Source organism: Chryseobacterium sp. CH25 (genome assembly GCF_004119455.1).
Lineage (GTDB): Bacteria > Bacteroidota > Bacteroidia > Flavobacteriales > Weeksellaceae > Chryseobacterium.
Genome location: NZ_NRQT01000007.1, coordinates 177,942 through 203,202 on the forward strand (window position 1 = coordinate 177,942; position 25,261 = coordinate 203,202).

The following is a 25,261-nucleotide window of genomic DNA, read 5'->3' on the forward strand; positions in this document are numbered from 1 at the left end:
CGGAAGTAAAAGATGATCTTTTGATTGAATAAAAATTCTTAAAACTGTGCGATATTTGTAAATAAGGTATTAAATTTGATCGTTTGTAACAGTCTGCAAATTATTGCTACTTATTACAATACTTATTTTTCAAAAAATTAATAAATAAAGACAGTTTATGTGGAAAAATTTCAAACTGAATAAATTTTTACTACTGATTCCATTAACCAGTCTAATGTTTTGCTTCAACTCGCCGAAGAACGATGATGAAAAGATGCAGACAATAATGGTGAGCGTAAAAAACACTCTTTCTTACCTGCATTATAGTCCGAAGCCTATCAATGATGCCTACTCAAAAGATGTCTATAAGCACTATTTCGAATTGGTAGACCCTGCCAAAAGATATTTCCTGCAGTCTGATATGGATGAATTCAGCAAGCATGAAACAAAGCTTGATGATTATATCAACCAGGGTGATCTGAGTTTCTATAAACTTACGATTGACAGACTTTACCAGAGAGTAGATGAAATTGATAAAATTACTCAGGATATTTTCAGTAAGCCTATTAATCTTCAGGAAGAAGAAACTCTTACTCTTGAGCCTAAGCTTAAAAAAGTACCTGCTAATAAGCAGGAGCAGTATAATGAATGGAAAAAATTCATCAAATACAATATCCTTCAGGAAGTTGAATCGATGAACAGTAAAGAAGAAGCTCAGAAAGAGAAAAAAGACTCTGTTCAGAAATACAAGCTAAATGATACTATCAAGCTTAAAGTTCTTACTCAGGATGAGAAGATCAAAAAAGCTACAGATGAGGTTAAAGATCTTGTAAAAGAAACCTTTACCAGATTCAAAAAGAGAAAGAAAATGGATTGGTTTACAGTGTATATGAATGCGTATACTGAAGTATTTGATCCGCATACTAACTATTATTCTCCAAAAGATAAGGAAGATTTTGATACTCAGTTCACCGGAAAAGTAATTGGTATTGGTGCATTGATCCAAGAGAAAAAAGGGAACCTTTATCTTGGGGCTCTTACCATTGGTGCTCCGGCATGGAAATCTAAGCAGCTTTCCGAAGGAGATAAGATCCTGAAAGTAAAATCTAAACCAAAAGATGATGCTGTAAATGTGGTAGGAATGCTTTCTGACGAAGCGGTAAGATTAATCAGAGGGGAAAAGGGAACACCTGTTACCTTAACCGTTCAGAAAAAAGACGGTACTATTAAAGATGTAACGATGATTCGTGAAGAGGTTGCTATTGAAGATACTTTTGCAAGAAGTATTGTAGTCAATGCTCCGAACGGTAAAAAATATGGATTTATCAACCTTCCAAGTTTTAATGCTGATTTTGAAAATTCAAAAGGAAGAAATGCTTCTGATGATATTAAAAATGAGATTGTAAAGCTTAAAGGGCAGAATATTGAAGGAATTATCCTTGATCTTAGAAACAATGGTGGTGGTTCTTTAACGGAAGTAGGGGATATTATGGGACTTTTCATGGAGGCTGGGCCTTATGTACAGGTGAAAGATGGAAATGGAAAAATACAGACCCTAAAGAACAAAAATGAAACTCCTATCTGGACAGGTCCGCTTGTGATTATGCAAAACGAACTTTCTGCATCGGCTTCTGAGATCCTTGCAGGGGTGATGCAGGATAATGGAAGAGCGGTAGTGATTGGATCTCCACAATCTTTCGGAAAAGGTACCGTTCAGACTTTTGTTGACCTGAACAGATTCCTGAATACAGAAGATGATTTCGGATCTTTAAAACTTACTATCCAGAAGTTCTACAGAATTACAGGAGAATCTACACAGAGAAAAGGAATTGTTTCGGATATTCAGATGAAAGATTTCTTTACATATGCTGAAGTAGGTGAGCGTTATGATGATTTTGCGCTGGCTTGGGATAAAATTCCGGCTACCAAATTCGAAAAACTGAACTACTTTAATATTCAGGCTCTTGAAAAAGCAAGTGCAGACAGAATGGCTAAGAATAAGAATTACCAGCTTCTGTTAGAATCAGCTCAATGGAGAGAAAAACTGGATAAAGAAGAAAATATTACGCTGAACATCAATAAATTCAATGATGTCATGAAGCACAGAAAATCTCAGATTGAAAAGTTCAAAGTACTGACTAAATTTGAAAACGGACTTCAGTTTATCATGTATCCAAGCGAGATTGAAAGAGAGAAAAAAGATGAAGCTTTCAAAAAGAAATCTGAAATGTGGATCAAGAATCTTAAAAAGGATCTTTACCTGCAGGAAGCAATGAATATTGTATCAGAAATGGGAGTTAAATCATAAACATAAAAAACCGATAATGAAAATTATCGGTTTTTTTATTGTGTAAATAAATGATTACTTAATTTCTACACATCCTACTCTTCCGCCTGCATTTCCGGTAGGCTGAGTATGGAAATCATCAGCTGCTGCGTGTACAATAAGACCTTTTCCAATGATGTTTTTAGATTCATCTGTACAACCCAGACACCATTTATCTGTTTTAAAGGTTAAAACAGCTGTTCCGTTCTGATCAGCTACTAAATTTCCTATATCTCCCATATGGAAATGTTCAGCTCCCCATTTTCCATGATCGTTCTTAGATGGGTTCCAGTGTCCGCCTGTAGAAGTACCGTCTGCTGCAGAGCAGTCTCCTTTTTCATGAATGTGTACTGCATGGATTCCAGGAGTAAGATTCGTTACATTCAGCTTCATGATGACATCATTTCCCTGTTGGGTAAACTTTGCTGTTCCCCCTGTCTGTGTTCCGCTTTTGGCATTTACGGCATACGTATTTGTAGTTCCGCATGAAGTTGCCAACAATGCAAATCCTGCCAATAATGCTAGTGTTTGTACTTTCATTTTTAAATGATTTATAGTGATATTTAGGATAAAATTAAAAAAGATTTTCCAGAATACTTTATGATTACAGCCTTTTTTCTAAAAGAATATCTCATTGCACACTTTAATTTTGGTCTGTATAACCTCAGAATGTGTAGGTTTACCTTCAGTAGTATTTAAGGTTAAAAGGCACTAAAAAATGCTTATTTTTATCTTTTCAAGGAAGAAGTCATATTTATCTTTTAAGTCAATACAATACATTTGATTTACACTGGAGGAGACCCTCATTTATTCAGAGAGTCTCATAAAATCGGTTGGAAATCTATTTATTCTTAGCTCCCTAAAAAATATTTAGCAAGAACAGACAATATAAATGCATTTAGGATCAATACCTTTGTGATTCTACACCTTTTATTTTGGAAGAATACAAAAAACGGATTGTAAAAACCATACAATATATCGATACAAACCTTGACGCTGATCTCTCTCTGGAAAAAATTGCAGAGATAAGTGCCTATTCGCCTTTTCATTTTCACAGAATATTCAAGCTTGTCACAGGAGAAACCCTTCAGAATTATATTATCAGAAGGAAAATAGAAAAAAGTGCTTTTCTTCTGGCTGTCCATAAGAATATGGAGATGAAAGAAATCTACTTTGATCTTGGCTTTTCAAATCCTTCTGTTTTCAGCAAAACCTTTAAAAAATACTACGGATTACCACCTTCCGAATTTCGTAAAACAGCACCCAAATCATTTCACAAGATTTTACAAACACAAAGCAAGAACGGACAAATTGATACAGTTTTCAGCCAATACATTTGTACTATTGAAAACCTATTAAATTGGACAACAATGAATTTAAAAATTGAAGTAAAAGAAATGCCGGAAATGAATCTGGCAGCAGTAATGAGCCTTGGTATTGCCGGGGTAGAACCTTCTTACAATGTACTCATTGACTGGGCAAAAAAGAAACATCTGTTTCCCAAAGAAGATGTAAAAATGATCTCCGTGTACCATGACAGCTTTAAAGTAACACCGCCGGATAAAGTAAGAATCCATGCCTGTATGCTATTGGATGAAAAACTGGAAGAACCAACTGGGGAAGTATTTTCGGAAACCATAGAAGCCGGAAAATTTATTGTAGGAAGTGGTGAAGTTACCCTCAATGATTTCGAGCAATGTTGGGTGTCATTATTCTTATGGATGAATGAACATAACTATTCTACGAGAAGAACCTTCCCGTTTGAGATCTATCATTCCAACTTTAAAGAACATCCTGAAGGAAAAATGATGGTGGATTTCTGTATCCCGATTCAGTAATTAAATTCTGGCAGGAAGCCTGAAGCTGGGAGATGGAAGTCATGAAGGTCATAAAGAATAAGAACCTGCCTTTTAAAATCAATGGATTGGGTAGGGGATATCAGTAACTATAACTAAGAGTAACTTCTAACTTTCTTTCTTCCAGCCTTTTTACCATTCAGTAACAAAAGTATGCCCTTCAGTAATAATTTTTTACAGAAGGGCATTTATCATCTTATTTTTGATCCAGAAATAATAACCATGAAAGCACAAGGACATAAAATACTTCTTCTGATGGCATTCGTTGCCTTTACACTTGGATATTCTCAGATAAAGGTCTCAGGTAGAGTTACTTATAAAAAAAAAGGTGTAGGCGAAGTAAATGTTACGTTAAAAAACACCTATGATGGAGCTACTACCGATGCTCAAGGGAATTTCTCATTTGAAACGCCTGAAAAAGGAAGCCATCAGATTACTTTTACCCATCCCAAATATGAAGAGGTGGAAAAAGTGATTAACATTGATAATGAAAATATTATTGTCAATGTGGATCTTAAAGAACAGATCAGTGAAATAGATGCTGTAGTGGTTTCTGCAGGTTCTATTGAAGCCAGCGATAGAAAGAGAGCAACTGCATTATTGAGCCCCATTGATATTTATACTACAGCGGGATCTGATGGACAGATATCATCTGCTTTAACATATTTGCCGGGTGTTCAGAAAGTAGGAGAATCCGGAGGACTATTCATTAGAGGAGGTACAGGTGCTGAATCTAAAATTTTTATGGATGGAAGTCTTATCAATAACTATTTTTCTAACTCTGTCCCTGGAATTGCAGGAAGAGACCAGTTCAACACTTCACTTTTCAAAGGGAATATATTTTCCAGTGGTGGATATTCTGCATTGTATGGGCAGGCTCTTTCTGGAGTATTGATGCTGGAAAGTGTAGATCTGCCGGATCAAAGCTCATATAATTTAGGCGTTTCTCCTATCTTTTTAGATGCAGGATTTCAAAAATTAGGAGCTCAGAAAAACTATTCCTTTGGAGCTTCAGCCGGGTATTCTCTTTTAAGTTTAATGCAGAAGGTTTTTAATTTTAATACTGATTTTATTGATGCTCCTCAGGGATTCAACAGTGATTTTAACTTTAGATTTAAAACAAAATCCGGGGGCTTTTTTAAATATTACGGAATGTATAATTCCAATAAAATGGGAGTAAAGACAGAAAGTCTGGAACCTGAATATGAGTTCGGATTAGTAAGATTAAAAGGAAAAACTACTTATCACAACCTGTCTTTCAAGCAAAAATTCGGAAAATACCTTCTCAATGTAAGTGGTTCCTATTCCTATAATAAGTCCGATCTTAATTTTTCTACAGAAACCAACGGAGTGGAAAGTGGTAGCAGCAGGTTGCTGAATTACGGAAACTATATTAATTTTAAAACTGTTCTTGAAAGAAAAATTAACAGAATCAGTGCTTTGAGAGGAGGTTTTGAACTGAACAACACGGATGAAAACCTGAACTTTAGAAGTATTCTGAAAAATTATAAAGACTTGATTTCCTCTGCATTCATAGAAACAGATCTTGGATTCAGCAATGCACTGTCTGCAAAGGTCGGTTTGAGAGCAGAAAATTCATCTTATCTGGGGAAAAGTAATATAGCACCCCGCTTTGCACTGGCATACCGCCTTGCAGATCAATGGACAGCTAATGTAGCCTACGGAATTTTCTATCAGAATCCTGAAAGTAAATACATTAACGGACCTGCAAATCTTGATTTTCAAAAATCACAACACTATATTTTTCAGCTTCAAAGGAGTTCGGAAGGAAGGAGTCTGCGTTTTGAGGCCTTTTATAAAAAATACGATCAGCTGATTAAAACATTTAATATCCTTCCTGGAAAAGAACAGAATCAACAGGTTCAGACCGCTCTGAATAATGATGGCTATGGCTATGCAAAAGGGCTGGAGCTATTCTGGAGAGACAATAAAAAAACATTTAAAAATATAGATTACTGGTTAACGTACTCATTTCTGGATTCAAAAAGAGATTTTATCAATTATCCGGCAAGTTTAAAACCAGGATTTGCGGCAGAACACACACTTTCTGCAGTTGTTAAAAGATTTATTCCGGAATGGAAGCTGGGAGTAAACTTATCCTATACCTATGCTAAAGGCCGCCCATACTATGATATTGCCACTGAAATTAAAAATGGAGAAGCAATTAATTATACCAGAAATGAAGGAAGATTAAAGGATTACAACGCTTTAAATATCAGTTTCAATTATCTTCCTGCAATAGGAAAAAAAGAGGCAAAAGCATTTCCTGTATTTGTATTAAGTGTTTCCAATGTTCTTGGATCTAAAAATATATACGGATATAACTTTTCAGCAAACGGATCAAAAAGCTCAGCTGTAGTTCCGCCAGTCAATACCTTTGTTTTTATAGGAGCTTTTATAAGTTTTGGAGTAGATAAAACAGAGGATGTGATAAATAATAATTTATAAAAACATAACTTCGAACAAACAATATACTAACTTTTAAAATTTGATATCATGAAAAAATACATTTTAAGTTTTGCTTTAGTTCTATTTAGTTTAACAGCTTTTGCACAGACAGATTATGAAAAAATAATGTCTGAAAAAGTAGCAAAAATTGAGACTTGCAAAACCCCTGAAGATTTTCAGGCACTCTCTAATGATTTCCAGAGAATAGGAAGTAAGGAAAGTTCACAATGGCTGCCATCATATTATGCTGCATTGGCCCAAATTCAAAAAGGAAGAGTGCTGATGAGAAATGGAAATATGCAGGATCTTGATGGCGTGGCTGCACAGGCAGAAAAATACCTGGGAACAGCTCAAAGTCTTGCCGGAGCAGATAATGCTGAGATCCACTTATTGAGGAAAATGGCATATTCTCTTAGGATGATGGTTAACCCGCAACAGCGTTTTATGACAGATGGAGCCAGAGCTTCTGAAGAACTTACCAGAGCTGAAAAACTGGAACCCGCAAATCCAAGAATTGCTCTTATTAAAGCAGAAGACATTTATTTTACCCCTGAACAGTACGGAGGAAGTAAAAGCAAAGGAATAGAAATGTTTAAAGATGCACTTGCAAAATTTAATGCCTACAAACCTAAAACGGCTTTAGACCCGAATTGGGGCAGAGGAGAAGCTGAATATTTCTTAAGTCTGCCTGCAGAAAAGAAATAATAGTGAAAAGCCTTCACAAAGGGGAGGTTTTTTATGCTGCTAAATTCAATTTTGATATAAAAAAAGAAAGAGTACCAGGATTATATGGTACTCTTTCAATGTTTTATCTTAAAGGCTGAGCTTATTCACACAAGCTCCAGTCTTTTGTACAAAATCCCTGTTTGCTTCTGCACATATTCCATGCACAACCGTCGTCATTTCCTGGTTCTCTTGGAATAGTATCTCCACCAGCGATGTTTTTCTGTTCGTTTCTGGAAAGATGTTTTAACCCTTTCAGTTTGATTTGTTTTTTCATGTTTAGTTTTAGTTTTTTGACTTTCCTACTCTTTAAGCTTTTCGGATAACGCTATTTTTATATTTCCCTAAAATAGGATAAATGTGGTGATTGGCAAAATTATTTCCCATTGGAATGTTTATTTTTTAATGAATAATATGTTTGTTTGTGCGTTCTTATTATTGAATTGTTAATTTGAATTCAGAAGCTTTGTGCAATATTTCATATATATCCCATTCAGTAATAGAAACTAACCCTTCGGTAAGAAATAATTTTTGATACCTTTAATAAAAGCTATTTTTGAATCAAGAAAACTCATCATGAAACGTAAAGAAATTCTAACCATGTTTTGGATATCGTTCATAGTCTCTATGTTTTTCTTTTTGGTCTTTACAGAAGAGAAAAACTTGGAGAACTTTGGCTTAACGATTCTTATTTCGCTGTTGTACACTGTAGTATTAGGAGGTGGAAACGGATTTTTGAATACATTTCTTAACAAAAGGTTTCCCTGGTCTGAAGAAACCTCAAAAAGAGCGGTAATAAGTATTATCTCCGTTATTGTTGTCAATATTGTATTGGTCTATTTTTGTAATTACATCAATTTTATAATCATCCAGAAAGCGGCTACTACAGAGGAATATTTCTCTGGAAAATATAACCTTACCAATTGGTTTACCATCAATATTGCGCTGCTTATTTCAGCTTTTCTTCATGCAAAGAACTTTATGCAGGAGCTGAAGAAAACATCCAGAAAAGAAGTGGTGGAGCAGAAACTCATTGCCAAGTCTGCCAATGCACAGTTTGAAAGTTTAAAGAACCAGCTGGATCCTCACTTCCTTTTTAATTCTTTAAATGTTCTGAGCTCATTGATTGATGAAAACCCTAATCAGGCACAGAAGTTTACGGCTTCAATGTCAAAGATTTACCGTTATGTACTTGAACAGAAAGATAAAGAGCTGGTAACGGTGGAAGATGAAATAGAATTTGCCAAAACCTATTGCGACCTTTTAAAAACAAGGTTTGAGGATAGTGTTGATTTTATTTTTGATGTTGCAAAAGAAGACTACCGGAAATATGTTGTGCCTTTGTCCTTACAGCTTCTTCTAGAGAACTGTATCAAACACAATTTTGCCACATCATCGAAACCATTAGTCATCAGAATATTTTCAGAAGATGATATCCTTTGCATCGAGAACAATTTGAAGGTGAGAGAACAGATTAAAGAAAGTTCAGGAATCGGATTGGCTAATATTGTGCAACGGTATTCTCTGCTTACAAAAAGAAATGTTTTCATAGAAAAGTCTGAAGATTATTTTAAAGTAAAACTTCCGATGCTGGTTAATAAACCTAATATTGTCAGTACAAAACCGGATGATGATCTCCAGGCTTATAAAAAAGCGCAGAAGAGAATGAAGGAGATCAAAGACTTCTATATCAATCTGATTTCTTACTGCATTGTGATCCCTTTTCTGGTCTTTATTAATCTCTTTACCAAAAGTTCATTTCACTGGTTCTGGTTTCCAATATTTGGATGGGGAATAGGAGTTGCATCTCATGCTTTTCAGGTTTTTGGAGTCGGAGAGTCCTGGCAGGAAAAGAAGATCCGTGAAATTATGAATAACCAAAAAAATAATAACGATGGAAAGATTTGATGAAAATGATATTCAATATCAGAAAGCCAAAAGATATGTAGAGAAATTAAGAGGTTTTTATGCCCATTTATTTGTCTATATTGTTGTGAATGTACTGATTGTTTTTTACAATTATACCCATCTGAAACCCGGAGAAAGCTATTTTGAATTCAAAAACTTCTTTACCCTCACATTCTGGGGTATTGGATTATTGGCTCATGCAGCAACCGTTTTCCTGTCAAAAAGCGGGTACTTACATAACTGGGAAGAGAAAAAGATCAGGGAACTGATGGATAAAGAAAAAAAAGATCTTTAATGTAAAAACAAGTGATTAAAGAACCTTTTTATTCAAAAATGCGATTAATTTCTTTGTTTTTTCTGTTTTTCGACTAAAAACACCTTAAATATTCATCAAAATGGACGCTTTGCAAATTCTGTACATAATATCCATGATGGCATGGTTTCTCAGTGAGTTTCTTTATAAAAACATCCTGAAATCTGGTAAAGAAGATAAAAAAGGGAAGGATAAATCAACACTTAATATTCTATGGTTGGCTATTCCTTTTTCAATAGCTGCTGCGGTAACGATTTCCAGTCTATCAACATTACCCATCACTAAAGGCATCTGGATTATGTATGCAGGTGAGGCATGCATTCTTATCGGGATTATTTTTAGATTTATTATTATCAGATCTTTAGGAAAATATTTTACAGTGGATGTTACCATTAAAGAAGACCATAAGATCAAAAAAGAAGGGTTTTATAAGTATTTGAGGCATCCGTCTTATGCTTTTTCCCTGCTTACTTCATTGGGCCTTGGGCTGTATCTCAATAATTGGCTGTCATTAATTTTAGCTTTTGTACCCCCATTTTTGGCCTTTGCTTACAGAATTAAAATAGAAGAACAGGCTCTTGTAGAACAATTCGGAGATGAGTATATTGAATATAGAAAAACAACAAAAAAACTTATTCCGTTTATCTATTAAACTTCCTCACGCATAAGATTTACTTTAAAAAGCCACGGATGCACGAATGATTCTATTCGCGTATCCGTGGCTTTTTTGGTCTCCTTGTCAAGGTTCTAAACCTTGACAAGGAGAAGGTAAATGATACAGTACTATAAAATTTAGCTGATATCTTTGGTTTTATTGCGTCTTTGCGTGTTTCCAATAATCGCATTCAATTCCATAAAATTCATTAAGCTGTATTTTTTACCATTCGGTCATCATAATCTACGGTTCGGTCATATAAAATTGATTTGAGGGGCTTTTCCGTCATACATTTGAATCAAGAAAAAGACATATTAACCTTTAAAAATTAAAATAATGGAAACTTTTAATAAAGAAACAACCGCTTACGAAAAAGCAGCTAAAAGAGTAAAAGAATTAAAAGAGTTTTACGGAAACATCAGTTCTTACTGTATTGTAATTTCCTTTTTAGCCTTTCTGAATCTTATGACTTCTCCGGAACATTTATGGTTCTTATGGCCAATGCTGGGATGGGGAATTGGGGTAGCGTTCCATGCAGTGAGTGTATTTGGAATTGGAAAAAGTTGGGAAGAGAAAAAGATCAAAGAACTGATGGATGAAGAAAAAGGAAAAATCAAAACATTATAAATAATCATTTAAAAAAACAATATATCATGGATTATAACAGAGCATACGACAGAGTTCAAAAGTTGAAAAAATTCTATAAAAACCTGATGTGGTTTGGAATTATATCCGTAATTATTCTCGAGGACGACTGGTTTAATGATGAATTACGTTACCAACTATTTGGCGGACATCTATTTTTAGGAATTTGGGCACTGATTCTGGTCATAAAAGCAATCTCACTATTCATTTTTAATGATGAATGGGAAAGAGAAATTATGGAAAAAGAAGTCGGAAAAAATAATAAAACAATAGATTTCTAAATGTGATTATTTTATTTAATTTTATTTCTCAATTTTAAAACTAAAACTATTAGCTCAATGATCAAGACCGTTATTATCGAAGACGAAAAACCTGCTTCAAGGAAATTAGAGAGAATGTTAAGTAATTTCCCTGATATTGAGTTGGTTGCTAAGATAGAATCTGTAGAAGAAGGAGTAGCCTGGTTTTCGGAAAATGAACATCCACAACTGATATTTTCGGATATTGTTCTTGGAGACGGACTGTCTTTCGATATCTTTGAAAAAGTTCCTACCAAAGGATTTATCATTTATACAACAGCCTTCGATCAGTATACTCTAAAAGCTTTTAAATTAAACAGTATAGATTACCTATTGAAACCAATTCTTGAAGAAGATCTTTCAGGAGCTATTGAGAAATTCAAGTCTTTTCTGCCTTCCAATAATGATATTGGATCACAGGATATCAAACAGCTGATAAGAAAAGAAAAATCTATTCTTTCAAGAGTTTTAGTGAAAATAGGGTACAATCTGAAAATTGTTCAGACACACGAAATAAGTTGCTTTTTCAGCGAAAATAAGATTGTATATCTTCAGACTGATGACCGTTCTTATCCTTCGGACTTTACGTTGGATGAACTGGCAGATATCCTGGATGAGAAAAAGTTTTTCCGTGTGAACAGACAGTTTATCATCAATTCTGATTATATCAAGAACATTCATACTTCACCGTATTACAAAGTAGACCTCGAATTTCAGCCTCAGGAAGAAATTACCGTAAGCCGAGACCGTGTCAAAGATTTCAAAGACTGGCTCGTAAGTTAAAGATAACATCATAACATATCAAACCACCAAATAACATAACCATGGACCTCATTCTATTACTTTTCAGACTTCTCCTCTCCATTTTTTCTGCCTGATGAGCCGGAGTAAAATTCACTGGCAGATTGGGTAAACTGATGAAAAGCTTCCGTTATTTCGGTTTTGTGCTTATGCGTCAGAGGAAAAGGAACCATATGAGAATAATCAAAAGGAAAATCCTTGATCTCAACATCCACATTGATGTTTCTGTAGCCACCCTGCAATGTATTTAAAGCTTCAATGGGGGGAGCAATGCTGTCTTTATCCAGTACATAAGCTTTTAATTGAGACTGAATCTCATGAATTCTTTCCTCTCTTTCCTTTTGGAAGTAATTGTATCTGAGCATCCTCTTGAACCAGCTTTCCTGCGGATGAAGCTCATCATCCTGATAATGCTTCAGCCTGTTATCAAACTTAAAATCAGAGCTTAATAATTCCGTAAAAACAGACTGCATTTTAACCGTAGCCTGGGAATCCATAATGTATTTTGAAATCGGAAACATCCGGTCAATGGTCATTCCACCACAAAAACAAAAAACTTTAGATTGAGTGAAGAATCCATATGGGTCAGCCATTTTAATAATCATGGTAAGAAATGAACCGATAGAATATCCAAACAGATCCAGACTCGCATCCGGATCAATAGATTTGATCTTATTATCTTTAATTTCTTTCACTACTTCAATAATATCTGAATAAGTCTGTAATCCTGACCAGAAAATCCGTTGGGGATGAGCTTCCAGTCTGGAGCTTGTGGCAGCGTTTACGTAAGAAAAATGAGTGTTCACAGGGTATTTTTCCTTTCTGAACTTAACAATTTCTGTCATTTGATGGCGGTCACTCCAAATTGCTTCAGCACGATCCATATGAAAAGCTATAGGAAATAATATGATTGCTTTACCGGTTTTTTGAGCCAATTCATAAGCCCATGGAAGATATTTGTCCCATTTCTTTTCATTCAGGCCATGAAAAAAATAATACAGCCATTGGCAGTTTCTATATCAGCCCGTTTAAGGATATGATACTCAAACTTTTTATTGCACTCAATCTCAAAATCCTTAATATCTATTGAAGGCTGATGATATACCAGATAAGCATTTTCATGAGTTTTCAGAGGTTGGTGATGCTTTGTGCAATCCGTATTACCGGAACCATGAAGCAGATCTGAAACCTTGGAGTCAAAAGGAATAGACTCAATGGTTACGTTCATATCTTTGATCTCCACAATCCCTTTTCTGGAATCAAAATGACTTTTCAAAACTTCATACAATTCATAATATTCCATAGCAAGATCATTGATGGGTTCATATTTAGAACATTTAAATTAGGGAATTATTACGGTAAGGTGTTGATTTTTAAAGACTAAAAGTATTCCTGACATAGGATCCATAAAAATAAACCCGAAACAAAATTGTTCCGGGCGGATATAGTGAATAGATGTTGATGTCTTATTTTTCTCCTTTTCATCAGTTTTAGTCCCGTACTTCTGAACCATTACTGAGGTAAGTGCTGCCAGAATAACACAGATAAAAAGGTCTGATTTTTCCGGATGATAGATTTCCTGGTAAATATTATACCCTAAAAGCATAGAGACAACAAAGATTAAGACATTATTGGCAGATGCGTACTGATTGTGGGAAGTTGAAGTTTTCATAATGGTTTTTTTATTGTTGTTTACTCAGTAAGTATGACAATTCAGAATACGTTACAGAAAAATTTCAAAAAATATCTTCTCCTTCCCTAAAAACTGTACTTAATCCCGCACCCCGCACCTCGAAACTCGCACCCCGTCCCTCGTTTACCTATAATCAATCCTGTTAGACTCTGTATCCTCAAGCTGTTTAAGAATAGATTCCGGAATTTCATCACTGTCAATAGGAAAGCTGATGGAATCAGAAATAAAGTTCTTTCTGTCTGCTTTGCGGAAGATTTCAAACAGAGCAATCGGTTCCTGATTAAAACTGATGCAAGTGCTGATAAAGTGGAGTTCAGGCATTTTATAATCCGGATTTTTAAGTTTTTCCTTACTGTCTTTTATTCTGGAAATAAAATGTCTTTGCCGGATAAAAGTATTACTGTTCATGATGATAAAAACATAATCGGAATAAGCCGTTACCTTTCCGAAATATTTATGGTGATCTCCACCGCTTCTTTCTATGAAATATTCTCCTGTAGTTTCAGACTTGTAAATTTCCATGGCAGAACGCCAGATTCTGTCTTCCCGGGCCTGTGTAGGGTTTTCCGGAAGATTTCTGTTATACGAATACCAACAGCCTACAAGACGGTCTAAAAGAGCCGTATTCTGATTTACATTATTCATATCAATCTTAAGATCATTAAAATTGAATGCCTCCGTGTTGGAATTGATAAAATCAATATAATTTGAATAGCCTAACACTTTAACAATCAGACTTAATTTAGCAAGGTTAGGCCGGCTCAAAACTGCTTTTTCATTTTGACTGAACTTTTTAAGCTTGTTGATAATCAGATGCTCATAAAGATAATTGGTTCCCAGGAGATCAGGAGCTTTCTTTATTTCTTTTTCTGAATGCTCGGTGATAATAAGCTCATTAAGTTCAGCACAGATGTATGACCATTCGGTTTTGGTTACATCTTCCCAGTGGTTTTTCTTTAAAAACTGCCTGCTCAGGAAATTCATCAGTTTTTCCAGGTGCAGAATATCTTCCTTTTTCATAAGCTGATTTTATAAGACTAATTTAAGATTTTTATCAAACCAAATAAGATTTTTGAAAGACTTTTATATTATAGGATCGATGGATATTTACTTAGAAAAACAAAATATAAAACAATGGAAACAAGAATGTTATTAAAAGATGAGTCCCTTTGGAATAGAATTCAAGGATTTTCACTGGATGCTTCCGATGCTGATTTTCCTTTTTCTAAAAAACTGGCAAAAGAAGAGAACTGGAGTCTGGAATTCACCAGAAAAGCCATCGAAGAATATAAAAAATTCGTCTATCTCTGCTGCATCCTTCCCAAAGGAGCTTCGCCAAGTGAAATTGTAGATAAAGTCTGGCACTTACATTTGATTTACACCCAAAATTACTGGGAAGATTTCTGCCCCAATATTTTAAAAAGACCTTTGCATCATCATCCTTCAAAAGGAGGCAGGGAAGAAAGAGATAAGCATCATAACTGGTTTGAAAATACCCTTGAAAATTACCGGAAAGTATTTCAACAGGAAGCTCCGGAGGAAATATGGAAAGAACTCCATAAAAAATCCAAAGTAAAATCCTGGCTTAAAAAGATTGCTGTTTTTTCACCAATCTTTATGGTATTGCTGCTGTATTCATGTACGGAAGGAACGGGTTTTACAGGGCTGTTAGTTACTGCTGTTGTATTCGTAATTATTTTCATTCTGGGAGCTATAGGATCCATAATGGGAGATCATGAAGTTTCAGATCTTCATAAAAAAGATAAGCAGAATAATGATGGCGGAAGCAGTTGTAGTGGTGGCGGAAGCTGCGGAGGGGGATGTGGAGGATGTGGTGGCTGCGGAGGTTGTGGTGGATAAAAATGAATATCTAAAAATAATATTGAATCATGAAAAAGCTAATCATTCATTCTACACCAGTTGTAATAAGCTTTATATGGCTTGTTATTGAATGCAATACAATTAATCCGATTACATTAAAAGGACCAAATTTCTTGAAATTCTATTTGATTCTGATACTTGGGTTTTACCTCTCCGTTTTTATTGTAAAATTGCTGGGAGAAAAAATTTCACAGACAACTTTTTATTTTCTAATGGGTATTGGTGCTTTGGGAATCATCAAATTGATCCGGGGAATCATGCTGGGAAAACCAGTCGGTTTTTTAACCATGATATTAATTGCAGAGTTAATTATTGCATTTTTGCTAATGGGCTTTACATCTAATGATAAGCTTAAGCAATAAAAAAACAAACCCGAAACAAAATGCTTCGGGCTTTATCATAAGATATTGTGATTAATTGTTTTCTTTATCTTTTACCTGCTTATAACCATATTTTCTGACCATAACAGAAGTAAGAACCACCAGAATAAGGCTGATAGCAATATTGGATTTATCAGGATGTACAATTGCCTGATAAAGGTTGTATCCGAAAATAGCAGATACCAGAGCAATTAAAATACTGTTGGCAAAAGCGTACTGATTTCTTGTAGTAGTTTTCATAATGATATTTTTTATTGTTATTTACCCAGTAAGTATGACAATTCTGAATACGTTACAAAATATTTTCAAAAATTTTTTCTTTTAAAAGCAAACCCGAAACAAAAGTTGCTTCGGGCTTTATAATATCATTAAATATGATTCTTAATTTTAGTCTGGATTTTTGTTCAATGAACAGGTATTTGAAGATTTAGCCATCGGTATCACGTATCTCGTAACCCAATAACCCGGATCTCCTACGAAATCACACCACTTCCAATCAATTCTTCATCAATATACCATGATGCAAACTGTCCTTCAGCAATAGCAGATTGCGGTTCCTCAAATTCAACATAAAAAGCATCTTCAAACTGATAAAGGGTTGCTTTCTGCAAAGGCTGTCTGTATCTGAATCTGCCCATTACTTCCATAGATTCTCCGTTTTGAAGCTTCATGTCTTCACGAACCCAGTGAAGTTCAGAATTGTCTATTTTCAATGCTTTTTTATAAAGTCCCGGGAAGTGATTTCCTTCTCCAACAAAAAGAATATTGTTTTCCATGTCTCTGGAGACGATAAAACAGCTTTCTTTATGTCCGCCAATTCCTAACCCTTTACTTTGTCCGATGGTGAAAAATTGAGCACCTTGGTGCTTTCCGATCACTTTTCCGTCAGCTTTTTTATAATTGATTTTTCTTGATAAGAAAGTAAGTTCTTCTTCTTTTGTAGAAAATTCAGGGGTTTCTTCAGCAAATAAAGGGGAATCTTTGAAAATCTCTACAATTTCTCCTTCATTCGGTTTCAATTGCTGTTGTAAAAACTGAGGAAGGCTCACCTTTCCGATAAAACATAATCCCTGAGAATCCTTTTTATCAGCTGTTACTAACCCAATTTCTTTTGCAATCTCTCTTACCTGAGGCTTGGTAAGTTCCCCGATAGGAAATAATGCTTTTGATAACTGATCCTGGCTTAACTGACAAAGGAAATAAGATTGGTCTTTATTGTTATCCTTTCCGGCCAAAAGATGGAAAATTTCCTTTCCATTTTCATCAATAGTAGAATTTACCCTTGCATAATGCCCTGTAGCTACCTTATCAGCACCTAAAGACATCGCAGTCTTCATAAAAACATCGAATTTTACTTCTCTGTTACATAAAACATCAGGGTTCGGAGTTCTTCCTTTTTCGTATTCGGCGAACATGTAATCTACAATACGTTCCTTGTAAAGTTCGCTCATATCAATTACCTGGAATGGGATCCCCAGCTTCTGGGCTACCATTAAAGCATCATTACTGTCTTCAATCCATGGACACTCATCTTCCAATGTCACCGAAGCATCATTCCAGTTTCTCATAAACAAAGCCACTACTTCATGACCTTGCTGTTGTAGCAAATATGCTGTAACACTTGAGTCTACACCTCCTGAGAGGCCTACTACTATTTTCATTGTATTTCAATTTTACGAAACTCTTAACGGGAGTTCTTAGTTTGACCCGGCAAAAATACAACTAAATAAATTCGTAAAAAAACCATAATTTTAAACATTGATAAAAACGATAGTAATATAATCGTCGCCAATCACCAAGCTTACAACATTTAAAAAAGTTTAAATGTGAATGGTTTGTAGAGTTTCAGAACAAAATAAAATATTTAAATATGAAAAAGTTTATTATTTCCATGATGCTGATTGTTTCAGGATCTGCATTTTCCCAGGTTTCAATAGGTGCACCGGTGCAGGAAAACAATAAATGGACCTTTGGTGGAGGAATAGGCCTTGGATTTGGAAGCAACAGTTCATTCTATCTGCAGGCTTCACCAAGAGTAGGATACCGACTTACTGAAGATCTTGAAGCAGGGGCTGTAGGAAGTGTTTCCTGGCAGACTTCAGATTATTACAGGTCTACAATGTTTGGAATAGGTCCTTTTGCCAATTATTATATTGCCCGTTCATTTTATTTAAGTGCCAATTTCCAGCATTATTTTATCAATTACAAGGATAAATACTACGATTATAAGTACAACAGAGAAGAAAATGCCCTGTATCTTGGAGGTGGATATATGCAGAGGATCGGGAATAACTCTTTCCTACAGATCGGTTTAATGTATAATGTGCTTTGGAAAGAAAACTCAAGTGTATTCTCCAATGGCCTGGTCCCGAATATCGGATTTGTGGTAGGACTTTAAGAATGGTATTCATTAAAGAAATGAGCTGCATTCAATTTTATCATAGATAAAATCCTTGCGCCTTAATAATGTATCACATATAAAACCCTTTTGCGCCTTTGCGTTTTCCAACAAGATATAATCTCGCAGATTTTTCAGATTAATGCAGATAATTTTAGACATTGCAATAGTAATATTCAATAGGGATGGGCTTTAGCCAAAACTTATAAAAAAATAAAAAGCACCAGGAATTTTCCCAGTGCTTTTTTATTGAAATTAAATTATTTATTTAAGATTGAGGTGAAGACTTTTCAGCCGCTGATTTCTTAGACTTTGAAGTTTTTCCTCCTACTAATCCGTCTTTTGCTTCATTAAGCTCAAGAACTACAGTTTCTCCTTCGTTCAGTTGTTTATTCACAAGCATTTCTGCCAATAAATCCTCAATGTACTTCTGAATAGCTCTCTTCAATGGTCTTGCTCCGAAGTCTTTATCCCATCCTTTTTCAGAAATAAAGTCTTTTGCTTCTTCGGTTAATTCCACTTTATAGCCTAATTTTTCAAGTCTGCCATATAGTTTATTCAGTTCAATATCAATAATTTTCTTGATATCATCCTGTACAAGAGAGTTGAAGATCACAATATCATCAATTCTGTTTAAGAATTCCGGAGCAAATGCTTTTTTAAGGGCATTTTCAATGGTGCTTCTTGCTCTTGAATCTGAAGTGGTTTTCTTAGCTGAAGTACCAAATCCTACACCATCTCCGAAATCTTTAAGATCTCTTGTTCCAATGTTGGAAGTAAGGATAATGATGGTATTTCTGAAATCGATTTTTCTACCTAAACTATCTGTTACGTGTCCTTCATCAAGAATTTGCAACAGGATATTGAATACATCCGGGTGAGCTTTTTCAATCTCATCCAAAAGAACCACAGCATAAGGTTTTCTTCTTACTGCTTCAGTTAACTGACCTCCTTCTTCATATCCAACATATCCTGGAGGCGCACCTACTAATCTTGAAACAGCGAATTTTTCCATGTATTCACTCATGTCGATTCGGATCAAAGATTCGTCAGACTCAAAAAGCTCTCTAGCCATTACTTTGGCAAGCTCGGTTTTACCAACCCCAGTTGTTCCAAGGAAGATAAATGTACCAATTGGACGATTCGGATCTTTAAGACCAGCTCTGTTTCTCTGGATAGCTTTCACTACCTTTTTCACTGCATCTTCTTGGCCGATAACTTTTCCGTTAAGTTTTTCATCCATTTGAGCCAGTTTGTCAAGTTCGTTTTTACCAACTTTCGTTACCGGAACTCCACTCATCATAGAAACAACTTCCGCTACATTTTCTTCACTTACGGTTTCTTTTTTCTCTTTTACATCCTTATCCCATTTTTCCTGAGCAGCATTCAACTCCATCTGAAGACGTTCCTCTTCATCCTTAAGTTTTCTTGCTTCAAGATAATCCTGAGCTTTTACAGCTTTTTGTTTCAATTCCTTGATCTCTTCGATTTTCTTTTCAAAATCAATGATTTCAGTAGGAACTTTCATGTTCTTGATGTAAACTCTTGACCCTGCTTCGTCCATCGCATCAATAGCTTTGTCCGGTAAGAAACGGTCTGTAATATATCTCGATGTCAAATTGACACACGCTGCAATCGCTTCAGGAGTATAAATTACATTGTGGTGCTCTTCATACTTATCCTTAATCTGGTTCAGAATCTGAATGGTTTCATCAATAGAAGTAGGCTCCACCATTACCTTCTGGAATCTTCTTTCTAAAGCTCCGTCTTTTTCAATATACTGACGGTATTCATCCAGAGTAGTTGCCCCGATGCATTGAATTTCACCTCTTGCAAGTGCCGGTTTGAACATATTGGAAGCATCTAAGCTTCCTGTAGAACTTCCTGCTCCTACAATGGTGTGAAGCTCATCAATAAATAAGATGACATCTCTATTCTTTTCAAGTTCAGTCATGATGGCCTTCATTCTTTCTTCAAACTGACCACGATACTTAGTTCCTGCAACTAAACTTGCAAGATCTAGAGTGATAACACGTTTTCCGTAAAGAACTCTGGAAACTTTTTTCTGCTGAATTCTTAAAGCCAGTCCTTCCGCAATGGCAGATTTACCAACCCCTGGCTCCCCAATAAGAAGTGGGTTGTTTTTCTTTCTACGGGATAAGATCTGAGATACTCTCTCAATTTCTTTCTCACGTCCAATTACCGGATCTAATTTTCCATCTCTTGCTAAAGACGTTAAGTCTCTACCAAAATTGTCTAATGTAGGAGTTTTGCTTTTTGCAGAGCCTAAATTTCCTGTAGGCTTTCTCATTTGCTCAAATTCCTCTCTTTCATCATCATCGTCATAAGCACTCATTTGTGGTGACTGCCCGGAATTTTTAAGCATAGTCTGGTATTCTCTTGAAACACCTTCATAGTCGATGTCATAAGCTCCCAAAATATTTGAAGTAGGGTCCTCATATTTATATAGAATACCTAAAAGCAGGTGAACGGTATTAATTTCATTGCTTTTGTACTGTCGGCATTCTAGCTCCGCACGTTTAATAGCATGATCTGCCATTTTGGTGAAAGAAATATTGGTAACCTCCTCAGAAATAGGATTAAGACTTGCTGTATTCAGAGTTTCAATTTTTCTTCTGATTTGTGTTAAATCCGCATTGAGGTTTTGAAGGATTTCTTTTGCAGAGTTTTCCGTTTTTATAATACCTAAAAGTAGATGTTCTGTATTAAGAAATTCACTTTTCAGCCTCTTAGCTTCGCTTTTGCTTTGTTTGAACACCTGGCTCAAACCTTGTGAAAACTTATAATCCATAATATATCTCATTAGAATAAAAGCAGCATTGCCATTTATTCATTATCTAAATTACAAATATTTTACCAAAAATCAATAAATGACTTTATGGCAGAAAAAATTTTATTATCTTATTGAAAATGATTAAGTTTGTTATCCTTAAAATATTCCAATGAATCCTGAAATTACCACTTACATCGGATACTCAGCCTCAGTTTTTATCGTATTGAGTTTCATACTGAAAGATGTAAGAAAAATCAGAGTTGTTAACATGATCGGCTGTATCTGTTTTGTCATTTATGGCTTCTTTAGCGGACCATTATGGCCGGTTATTATCCCGAACGGACTTATCTGCTTTATCCAAATCTATCATTTATTGTTTGGGAAAAAAGCTTAATGAAGAAAAAAATCATCACATCTGCCTTCAGTAATTTGTATACGGACCAGCGTATTGAAAAGGTATGCCGGACTTTGTATGAAAGCGGTTATGAGATTGAACTGATAGGAAATGACTGGAATGGAGCGGAAGAGATGCAACGTCCTTATCCATTCTCGCGTATCCATCTGTCTTCAAAAAGCCTTAAAACAGCCTACTTTGAATTTAACTGGAAACTGTATCATGAACTTAAAAAGAAAGCAGATCAAAATACGATTCTTCATGCCAACGATATTGATGCATTATATCCAAACTTTCTTATTGCCCAAAAGCTAAATATTCCATTGGTTTTTGACAGCCATGAAATCTTTTCTGAAATGCCTGCTGTTCAGGGCAAAATGTCACAGAAATTATGGCGTTATGTCGAAAAAACTGTCATCCCGGAGTTGACATGGATGATTACAGCAAGTGGAAGTTATGGAAAATGGTTTCTGAAAAAGTATGGTATAAATCCGGTAGTGGTTCAAAATGCACCCAGAAGATTAGACTTCAGTGGTGAAATTCCTGAAAACAACCCTAAAATATTGCTGTATCAAGGCGCTATCAATCCTTTCAGAGGAATTGATAAAGTAATCCTTGCGATGCATCATCTGGAACATGTACAGTTGAAAATTGCCGGTGATGGCCCAAGAAAAAAAGAATATGAAGAGCTGGTTATAAGTGAAAAACTTCAGCATAAAGTTCAGTTTCTTGGAAAATTAAAACCCGAAGATTTAAGAAAGGTTACATTGACGGCCGATTGCGGAATGAGTATTGAAGAGAATGGGGGAGACAGCTATCTGTATTCTTTACCTAATAAAGTGCTGGATTGTATTCAGGCCAGAGTTCCTTTAATTCTGTCGAATCTTCCTGAGCTTAAGAATATTAAAGATCAGTTTGATGTTGGTGAGTTAATCAGAGATCATGAGCCGGAAAATATTGCCAAGGCAGTGGAAAAAGTTTTAGCAAAAGGTAGAATGGATTATCAGACGGAACTGGAAAAAGCTTCCGAAGCACTTTGCTGGGAACATGAAGAAGTAAAGTTATTGCAGGTTTTTCAGAAAGCATCTAATGCATTAGGCTTTAAGTAATATACTTTTTTCAAGACATAATATTTCAGAAATTGACTTATGGCTTACCGCTTTAGGCCTAAAGCATAATTTACTATCTTTGCACAAAGAAATTTGATTTAAAATGACCATTAAAGAAAAACAGCAGGAAATAATTGACGAATTTGCGTTTCTTGACGACTGGGAGCAGAAATATGAGTATATCATTGATCTTGGAAAAGAGCTGAAAGGCCTGCCGGAAGATAAGAAAACAGAGGAAAACCTTATTAAAGGCTGCCAGAGTAAAGTTTGGATTGATGCTGAATTTAAAGACGGTAAACTTTTCTTTAATGCAGATTCAGACGGAATTTTACCAAAAGGTATTGTTTCTCTTTTGGTGAGTATTTACAGTGGGCATTCTACTCAGGAAATCTTAGATTCAGACTTTGAATTCATTGCAGAGATTGGTCTACAGGAGTTTCTTTCGCCATCCAGAGCTAATGGATTAATGGCCATGACTAAACAAATCAAATTTTACGCAGTAGCTTATCAGCTGAAATCATAACCGTGACCAGAATTTTAGCATATCGTTTTTCTGCATTTGGAGATGTTGCCATGACGGTTCCTGTTTTTAAGGAATTTTTAGAGCAAAATCCCGGTGTGGAGATTGTCATGGTTTCCAGAAAAAACTTTGAGGCTTTATTTGCAGGTATTCCCAATGTCATTTTTAAAGGGATTAATGTAGATGATTACAAAGGTCTCTTTGGGCTGAGAAGACTGGGAGATGAGTTGATCAAAGAATTTAAACCGGACTATATTGCCAATCTTCATGATGTGATCAGAACCAAAATTCTGGATAGGATCTATAGAAGAAAAGGGCTAAAGGTTTTCAAAATAGATAAAGGTAAAGAAGAGAAAGAACATCTTACTGATGTCTGGAATTTGAATAAAGTTCAATTGAAAAAACAGTGGAACGTTATGCGGATGTCTTCCGTGAAATGGGTTTTAAAGTGGAGTTATCCCAAAAACTGAGACCGGTTTCTGAGCATAAATCAGGCATTGGTTTTGCACCTTTTGCTCAACATAAAGGAAAAATGCTTCCGTTGGAAAAATCATTTGAACTGGCCAGGCTTTTGGCTCAGAAGCATACTGTATATTTCTTTGGAGGCGGAAAAAAGGAAACAGAAACTCTTGAATCCTGGGAAAGCAAGATTCCTAATACGAAGAGTCTTTCAGGGAAATTAAGCCTTACAGAAGAGCTTCAGAAAATTTCCGAATTGGAAGTTATGATTTCTATGGATTCTGCGAATATGCATTTGGCAAGCCTTATGGGAACCAGATGTGTTTCTATTTGGTGTGCAACGCATCCTTATGCCGGGTTTTTAGGATTCGGGCAGAGTGAAGAGGATGTGGTTCAGGTAAAAGATCTTTCCTGCAGGCCATGTTCCGTTTTTGGAGATAAAGAATGCTATAGGGGAGATTGGGCTTGTGTAGAGGAGTTCAGTATTCAAAAAGTAGTTGAGAAAATCTGACACCATGAAGCTGTCGATCTGTATTCCTGTCTATAATTTTGATGTCCGTGAATTGGTTTTTGATTTAAAAAAAGAAATTGATAACCAGAATATAGATGCTGAAATAATACTGATAGATGACGCTTCGGAAGAAGTGTTTAAACAGATTAATAAAGAGCTTCAGAATATTGTACATTCTTTTATTTTTCTTGAAAAAAACATCGGACGCTCCCGGATCCGCAACCTTTTTCTTCAATATACAGCGGGAGAATATCTTCTATTTCTAGACTGTGACGGGAAAATCACAGGGGGGAATTTCTTAAAAAAATATACACAGTTTATCCAGAAAAATCCGGACACTCAAGTTATCTACGGGGGTAGAGGTGTTTTGGGATCTGCATCTGATCAGGATCATTATTTAAGGTGGAAATTTGCCGTCGAGAGAGAGAATCTTTCAGTAGGAGTGCGTAAGGAGAAACCTTATTTGAGTTTTCAGACCAATAATTTTGTAATCAGGAAAGAAGTATTGGAAAGGGTAGGTTTTAATCCGGAATTTCAGAAATACGGTTATGAAGATCTTCTTTTTGCCATGGATTTAAAGGCTGAGAATATAAAGATCTGCCATATTGAGAATCCTGTTCTTAATAACGATCTGGAAAGCAATATCATTTACCTGGGTAAAGTGGAAGAATCTGTTGAGAGTTTATCTCATATGCTTAAAGATGATATACTCAGTTCAAAATTATCAGAAGTAAAACTCGTTAGGCTTTATAATAAGCTTAAAAACACTCCTTTTAAAGCTATTGTAAGCCTTTTGTTCAATATGGGTGAAGGAAGTATAAAAAAGAAGCTTTCTAAGAGAAATGTGAATCTCCGTTATCTTGATATATATAAGCTTGGATTACTTTTCAGAAAGATGAAATAGATGTTCTAAAGAGAGAGTAAGCAAGTGGCTTTTGTGTTTATTCCTTCGGATTTGAGTCTGATTAAATAAACTGAATGTTATACAATAAAAAAATCTCCCAGAAATCTGAGAGATTTTTTGTGGGTCCTGAGGGATTCGAACCCCCGACCCTCTGGGTGTAAACCAGATGCTCTGAACCAACTGAGCTAAGAACCCGAATTTTTTGAAAGGTTTCGTTTCCTTTTCTGTGGGTCCTGAGGGATTC

At 35.4% G+C, this 25,261-nt stretch carries 24 protein-coding genes, 1 tRNA gene and 2 pseudogenes; 18 read left to right on the forward strand and 9 right to left on the reverse strand.

All coding sequences use genetic code 11. From position 1 onward, the window contains the following. Positions 1-157 precede the first annotated feature (157 nt). Entirely contained in the window at positions 158-2,287 is a 2,130-nt protein-coding gene (locus BOQ64_RS16955; RefSeq protein WP_129058922.1) for a carboxy terminal-processing peptidase, read from the forward strand. Between the two features lie 54 nt (positions 2,288-2,341). Here the strand turns inward: BOQ64_RS16955 and BOQ64_RS16960 are convergent, their stop codons facing one another. Continuing rightward, a complete protein-coding gene (locus BOQ64_RS16960; RefSeq protein WP_129058923.1) occupies positions 2,342-2,845 on the reverse strand; it encodes a superoxide dismutase family protein in 504 nt (167 codons plus the stop codon). Positions 2,846-3,240: 395 nt separating this feature from the next. Here BOQ64_RS16960 and BOQ64_RS16965 point away from each other — a divergent pair, with 395 nt between their 5' ends. The 3 genes from BOQ64_RS16965 (at position 3,241) to BOQ64_RS16975 (ending at position 7,335) form a co-directional block, all read left to right on the forward strand. Continuing rightward, the gene (locus tag BOQ64_RS16965) at positions 3,241-4,143 is read left to right on the forward strand and encodes a GyrI-like domain-containing protein (protein ID WP_129058924.1); all 903 of its coding nucleotides are present in this window, start codon (positions 3,241-3,243) and stop codon (positions 4,141-4,143) included. 240 nt (positions 4,144-4,383) lie between these two features. Then, positions 4,384-6,630, forward strand: a complete 2,247-nt coding sequence (locus BOQ64_RS16970; RefSeq protein WP_129058925.1) for a TonB-dependent receptor — start codon at positions 4,384-4,386, stop codon at positions 6,628-6,630. Between the two features lie 48 nt (positions 6,631-6,678). After that, complete coding sequence (locus BOQ64_RS16975) at positions 6,679-7,335, forward strand: hypothetical protein (protein WP_129059766.1); 657 nt, start codon at positions 6,679-6,681, stop codon at positions 7,333-7,335. 121 nt (positions 7,336-7,456) lie between these two features. Here the strand turns inward: BOQ64_RS16975 and BOQ64_RS23170 are convergent, their stop codons facing one another. Then, a complete protein-coding gene (locus BOQ64_RS23170; RefSeq protein WP_164975829.1) occupies positions 7,457-7,630 on the reverse strand; it encodes a hypothetical protein in 174 nt (57 codons plus the stop codon). Positions 7,631-7,929: 299 nt separating this feature from the next. Here BOQ64_RS23170 and BOQ64_RS16980 point away from each other — a divergent pair, with 299 nt between their 5' ends. The 6 genes from BOQ64_RS16980 (at position 7,930) to BOQ64_RS17005 (ending at position 11,956) form a co-directional block, all read left to right on the forward strand. Next, positions 7,930-9,261 carry a 2TM domain-containing protein gene (locus BOQ64_RS16980; protein ID WP_129058927.1) on the forward strand — a complete coding sequence of 444 codons (1,332 nt, stop codon included), beginning with the start codon at positions 7,930-7,932 and terminating at the stop codon, positions 9,259-9,261. After that, positions 9,248-9,556, forward strand: coding sequence for a 2TM domain-containing protein (locus BOQ64_RS16985; RefSeq protein ID WP_129058928.1), 309 nt, complete (start codon positions 9,248-9,250; stop codon positions 9,554-9,556). Before BOQ64_RS16980 ends, BOQ64_RS16985 begins: the two co-directional genes overlap by 14 nt. 100 nt (positions 9,557-9,656) lie before the next feature. Further along, positions 9,657-10,226 carry a methyltransferase family protein gene (locus BOQ64_RS16990; RefSeq protein ID WP_129058929.1) on the forward strand — a complete coding sequence of 190 codons (570 nt, stop codon included), beginning with the start codon at positions 9,657-9,659 and terminating at the stop codon, positions 10,224-10,226. A 339-nt stretch (positions 10,227-10,565) separates the two neighbouring features. After that, the gene (locus BOQ64_RS16995; protein WP_129058930.1) at positions 10,566-10,856 is read left to right on the forward strand and encodes a 2TM domain-containing protein; all 291 of its coding nucleotides are present in this window, start codon (positions 10,566-10,568) and stop codon (positions 10,854-10,856) included. A 26-nt stretch (positions 10,857-10,882) separates the two neighbouring features. Next, positions 10,883-11,155 (forward strand): 2TM domain-containing protein, encoded by a 273-nt coding sequence (locus BOQ64_RS17000; RefSeq protein WP_129058931.1) that lies wholly within the window; start codon positions 10,883-10,885, stop codon positions 11,153-11,155. Between the two features lie 57 nt (positions 11,156-11,212). Then, the gene (locus BOQ64_RS17005; RefSeq protein WP_129058932.1) at positions 11,213-11,956 is read left to right on the forward strand and encodes a LytR/AlgR family response regulator transcription factor; all 744 of its coding nucleotides are present in this window, start codon (positions 11,213-11,215) and stop codon (positions 11,954-11,956) included. Between the two features lie 56 nt (positions 11,957-12,012). Here BOQ64_RS17005 and BOQ64_RS17010 read toward each other — a convergent pair. The 3 genes and pseudogenes from BOQ64_RS17010 to BOQ64_RS17020 all read right to left on the reverse strand — a co-directional run bounded on the left by BOQ64_RS17010 (position 12,013) and on the right by BOQ64_RS17020 (position 14,687). Further along, positions 12,013-13,277 (reverse strand): annotated as a pseudogene (locus BOQ64_RS17010) (DUF6051 family protein). Positions 13,278-13,316: 39 nt separating this feature from the next. Then, a complete protein-coding gene (locus tag BOQ64_RS23455) occupies positions 13,317-13,646 on the reverse strand; it encodes a hypothetical protein (RefSeq protein WP_185147084.1) in 330 nt (109 codons plus the stop codon). A gap of 144 nt (positions 13,647-13,790) precedes the next feature. Continuing rightward, positions 13,791-14,687, reverse strand: a complete 897-nt coding sequence (locus BOQ64_RS17020) for a hypothetical protein (RefSeq protein ID WP_129058933.1) — start codon at positions 14,685-14,687, stop codon at positions 13,791-13,793. Positions 14,688-14,801: 114 nt separating this feature from the next. On the opposite strand from BOQ64_RS17020, the gene BOQ64_RS17025 reads away from it, so the two are divergent. Together BOQ64_RS17025 and BOQ64_RS17030 are read left to right on the forward strand one after the other, a co-directional pair. Continuing rightward, entirely contained in the window at positions 14,802-15,527 is a 726-nt protein-coding gene (locus tag BOQ64_RS17025) for a glycine-rich domain-containing protein (protein WP_129058934.1), read from the forward strand. Between the two features lie 29 nt (positions 15,528-15,556). Beyond that, positions 15,557-15,910, forward strand: coding sequence for a hypothetical protein (locus BOQ64_RS17030; RefSeq protein ID WP_129058935.1), 354 nt, complete (start codon positions 15,557-15,559; stop codon positions 15,908-15,910). Between the two features lie 51 nt (positions 15,911-15,961). On the opposite strand, the gene BOQ64_RS17035 is transcribed toward BOQ64_RS17030, so the two are convergent. Both BOQ64_RS17035 and mnmA read right to left on the reverse strand, forming a co-directional pair. Further along, on the reverse strand, positions 15,962-16,168 hold the full coding sequence (locus tag BOQ64_RS17035; RefSeq protein ID WP_129058936.1) for a hypothetical protein: 207 nt from the start codon (positions 16,166-16,168) through the stop codon (positions 15,962-15,964). A gap of 233 nt (positions 16,169-16,401) precedes the next feature. Further along, complete coding sequence (mnmA, locus tag BOQ64_RS17040) at positions 16,402-17,589, reverse strand: tRNA 2-thiouridine(34) synthase MnmA (protein ID WP_129058937.1); 1,188 nt, start codon at positions 17,587-17,589, stop codon at positions 16,402-16,404. Positions 17,590-17,798: 209 nt separating this feature from the next. Between mnmA and BOQ64_RS17045 the strand changes: the two genes are divergently transcribed. Next, a complete protein-coding gene (locus BOQ64_RS17045) occupies positions 17,799-18,326 on the forward strand; it encodes a hypothetical protein (protein WP_129058938.1) in 528 nt (175 codons plus the stop codon). A gap of 268 nt (positions 18,327-18,594) precedes the next feature. Here BOQ64_RS17045 and BOQ64_RS17050 read toward each other — a convergent pair whose 3' ends face one another. Next, positions 18,595-21,138, reverse strand: a complete 2,544-nt coding sequence (locus tag BOQ64_RS17050) for an ATP-dependent Clp protease ATP-binding subunit (protein WP_129058939.1) — start codon at positions 21,136-21,138, stop codon at positions 18,595-18,597. A 151-nt stretch (positions 21,139-21,289) separates the two neighbouring features. Here BOQ64_RS17050 and BOQ64_RS17055 point away from each other — a divergent pair, with 151 nt between their 5' ends. The 5 genes and pseudogenes from BOQ64_RS17055 (at position 21,290) to BOQ64_RS17075 (ending at position 25,017) form a co-directional block, all read left to right on the forward strand. After that, positions 21,290-21,514, forward strand: coding sequence for a uroporphyrinogen decarboxylase (locus BOQ64_RS17055; RefSeq protein ID WP_123909503.1), 225 nt, complete (start codon positions 21,290-21,292; stop codon positions 21,512-21,514). Continuing rightward, the gene (locus BOQ64_RS17060; protein ID WP_129058940.1) at positions 21,514-22,623 is read left to right on the forward strand and encodes a glycosyltransferase family 4 protein; all 1,110 of its coding nucleotides are present in this window, start codon (positions 21,514-21,516) and stop codon (positions 22,621-22,623) included. Before BOQ64_RS17055 ends, BOQ64_RS17060 begins: the two co-directional genes overlap by 1 nt. Before the next feature lie 103 nt (positions 22,624-22,726). After that, a complete protein-coding gene (locus BOQ64_RS17065) occupies positions 22,727-23,146 on the forward strand; it encodes a SufE family protein (RefSeq protein WP_129058941.1) in 420 nt (139 codons plus the stop codon). Positions 23,147-23,196: 50 nt separating this feature from the next. Continuing rightward, positions 23,197-24,113: pseudogene (locus BOQ64_RS17070) on the forward strand (glycosyltransferase family 9 protein). Positions 24,114-24,117: 4 nt separating this feature from the next. Continuing rightward, the gene (locus tag BOQ64_RS17075) at positions 24,118-25,017 is read left to right on the forward strand and encodes a glycosyltransferase family 2 protein (protein WP_129058942.1); all 900 of its coding nucleotides are present in this window, start codon (positions 24,118-24,120) and stop codon (positions 25,015-25,017) included. A 120-nt stretch (positions 25,018-25,137) separates the two neighbouring features. Here the strand turns inward: BOQ64_RS17075 and BOQ64_RS17080 are convergent. Beyond that, positions 25,138-25,212 (reverse strand) — tRNA-Val (locus BOQ64_RS17080). Between the last annotated feature and the right edge of the window lie 49 nt (positions 25,213-25,261).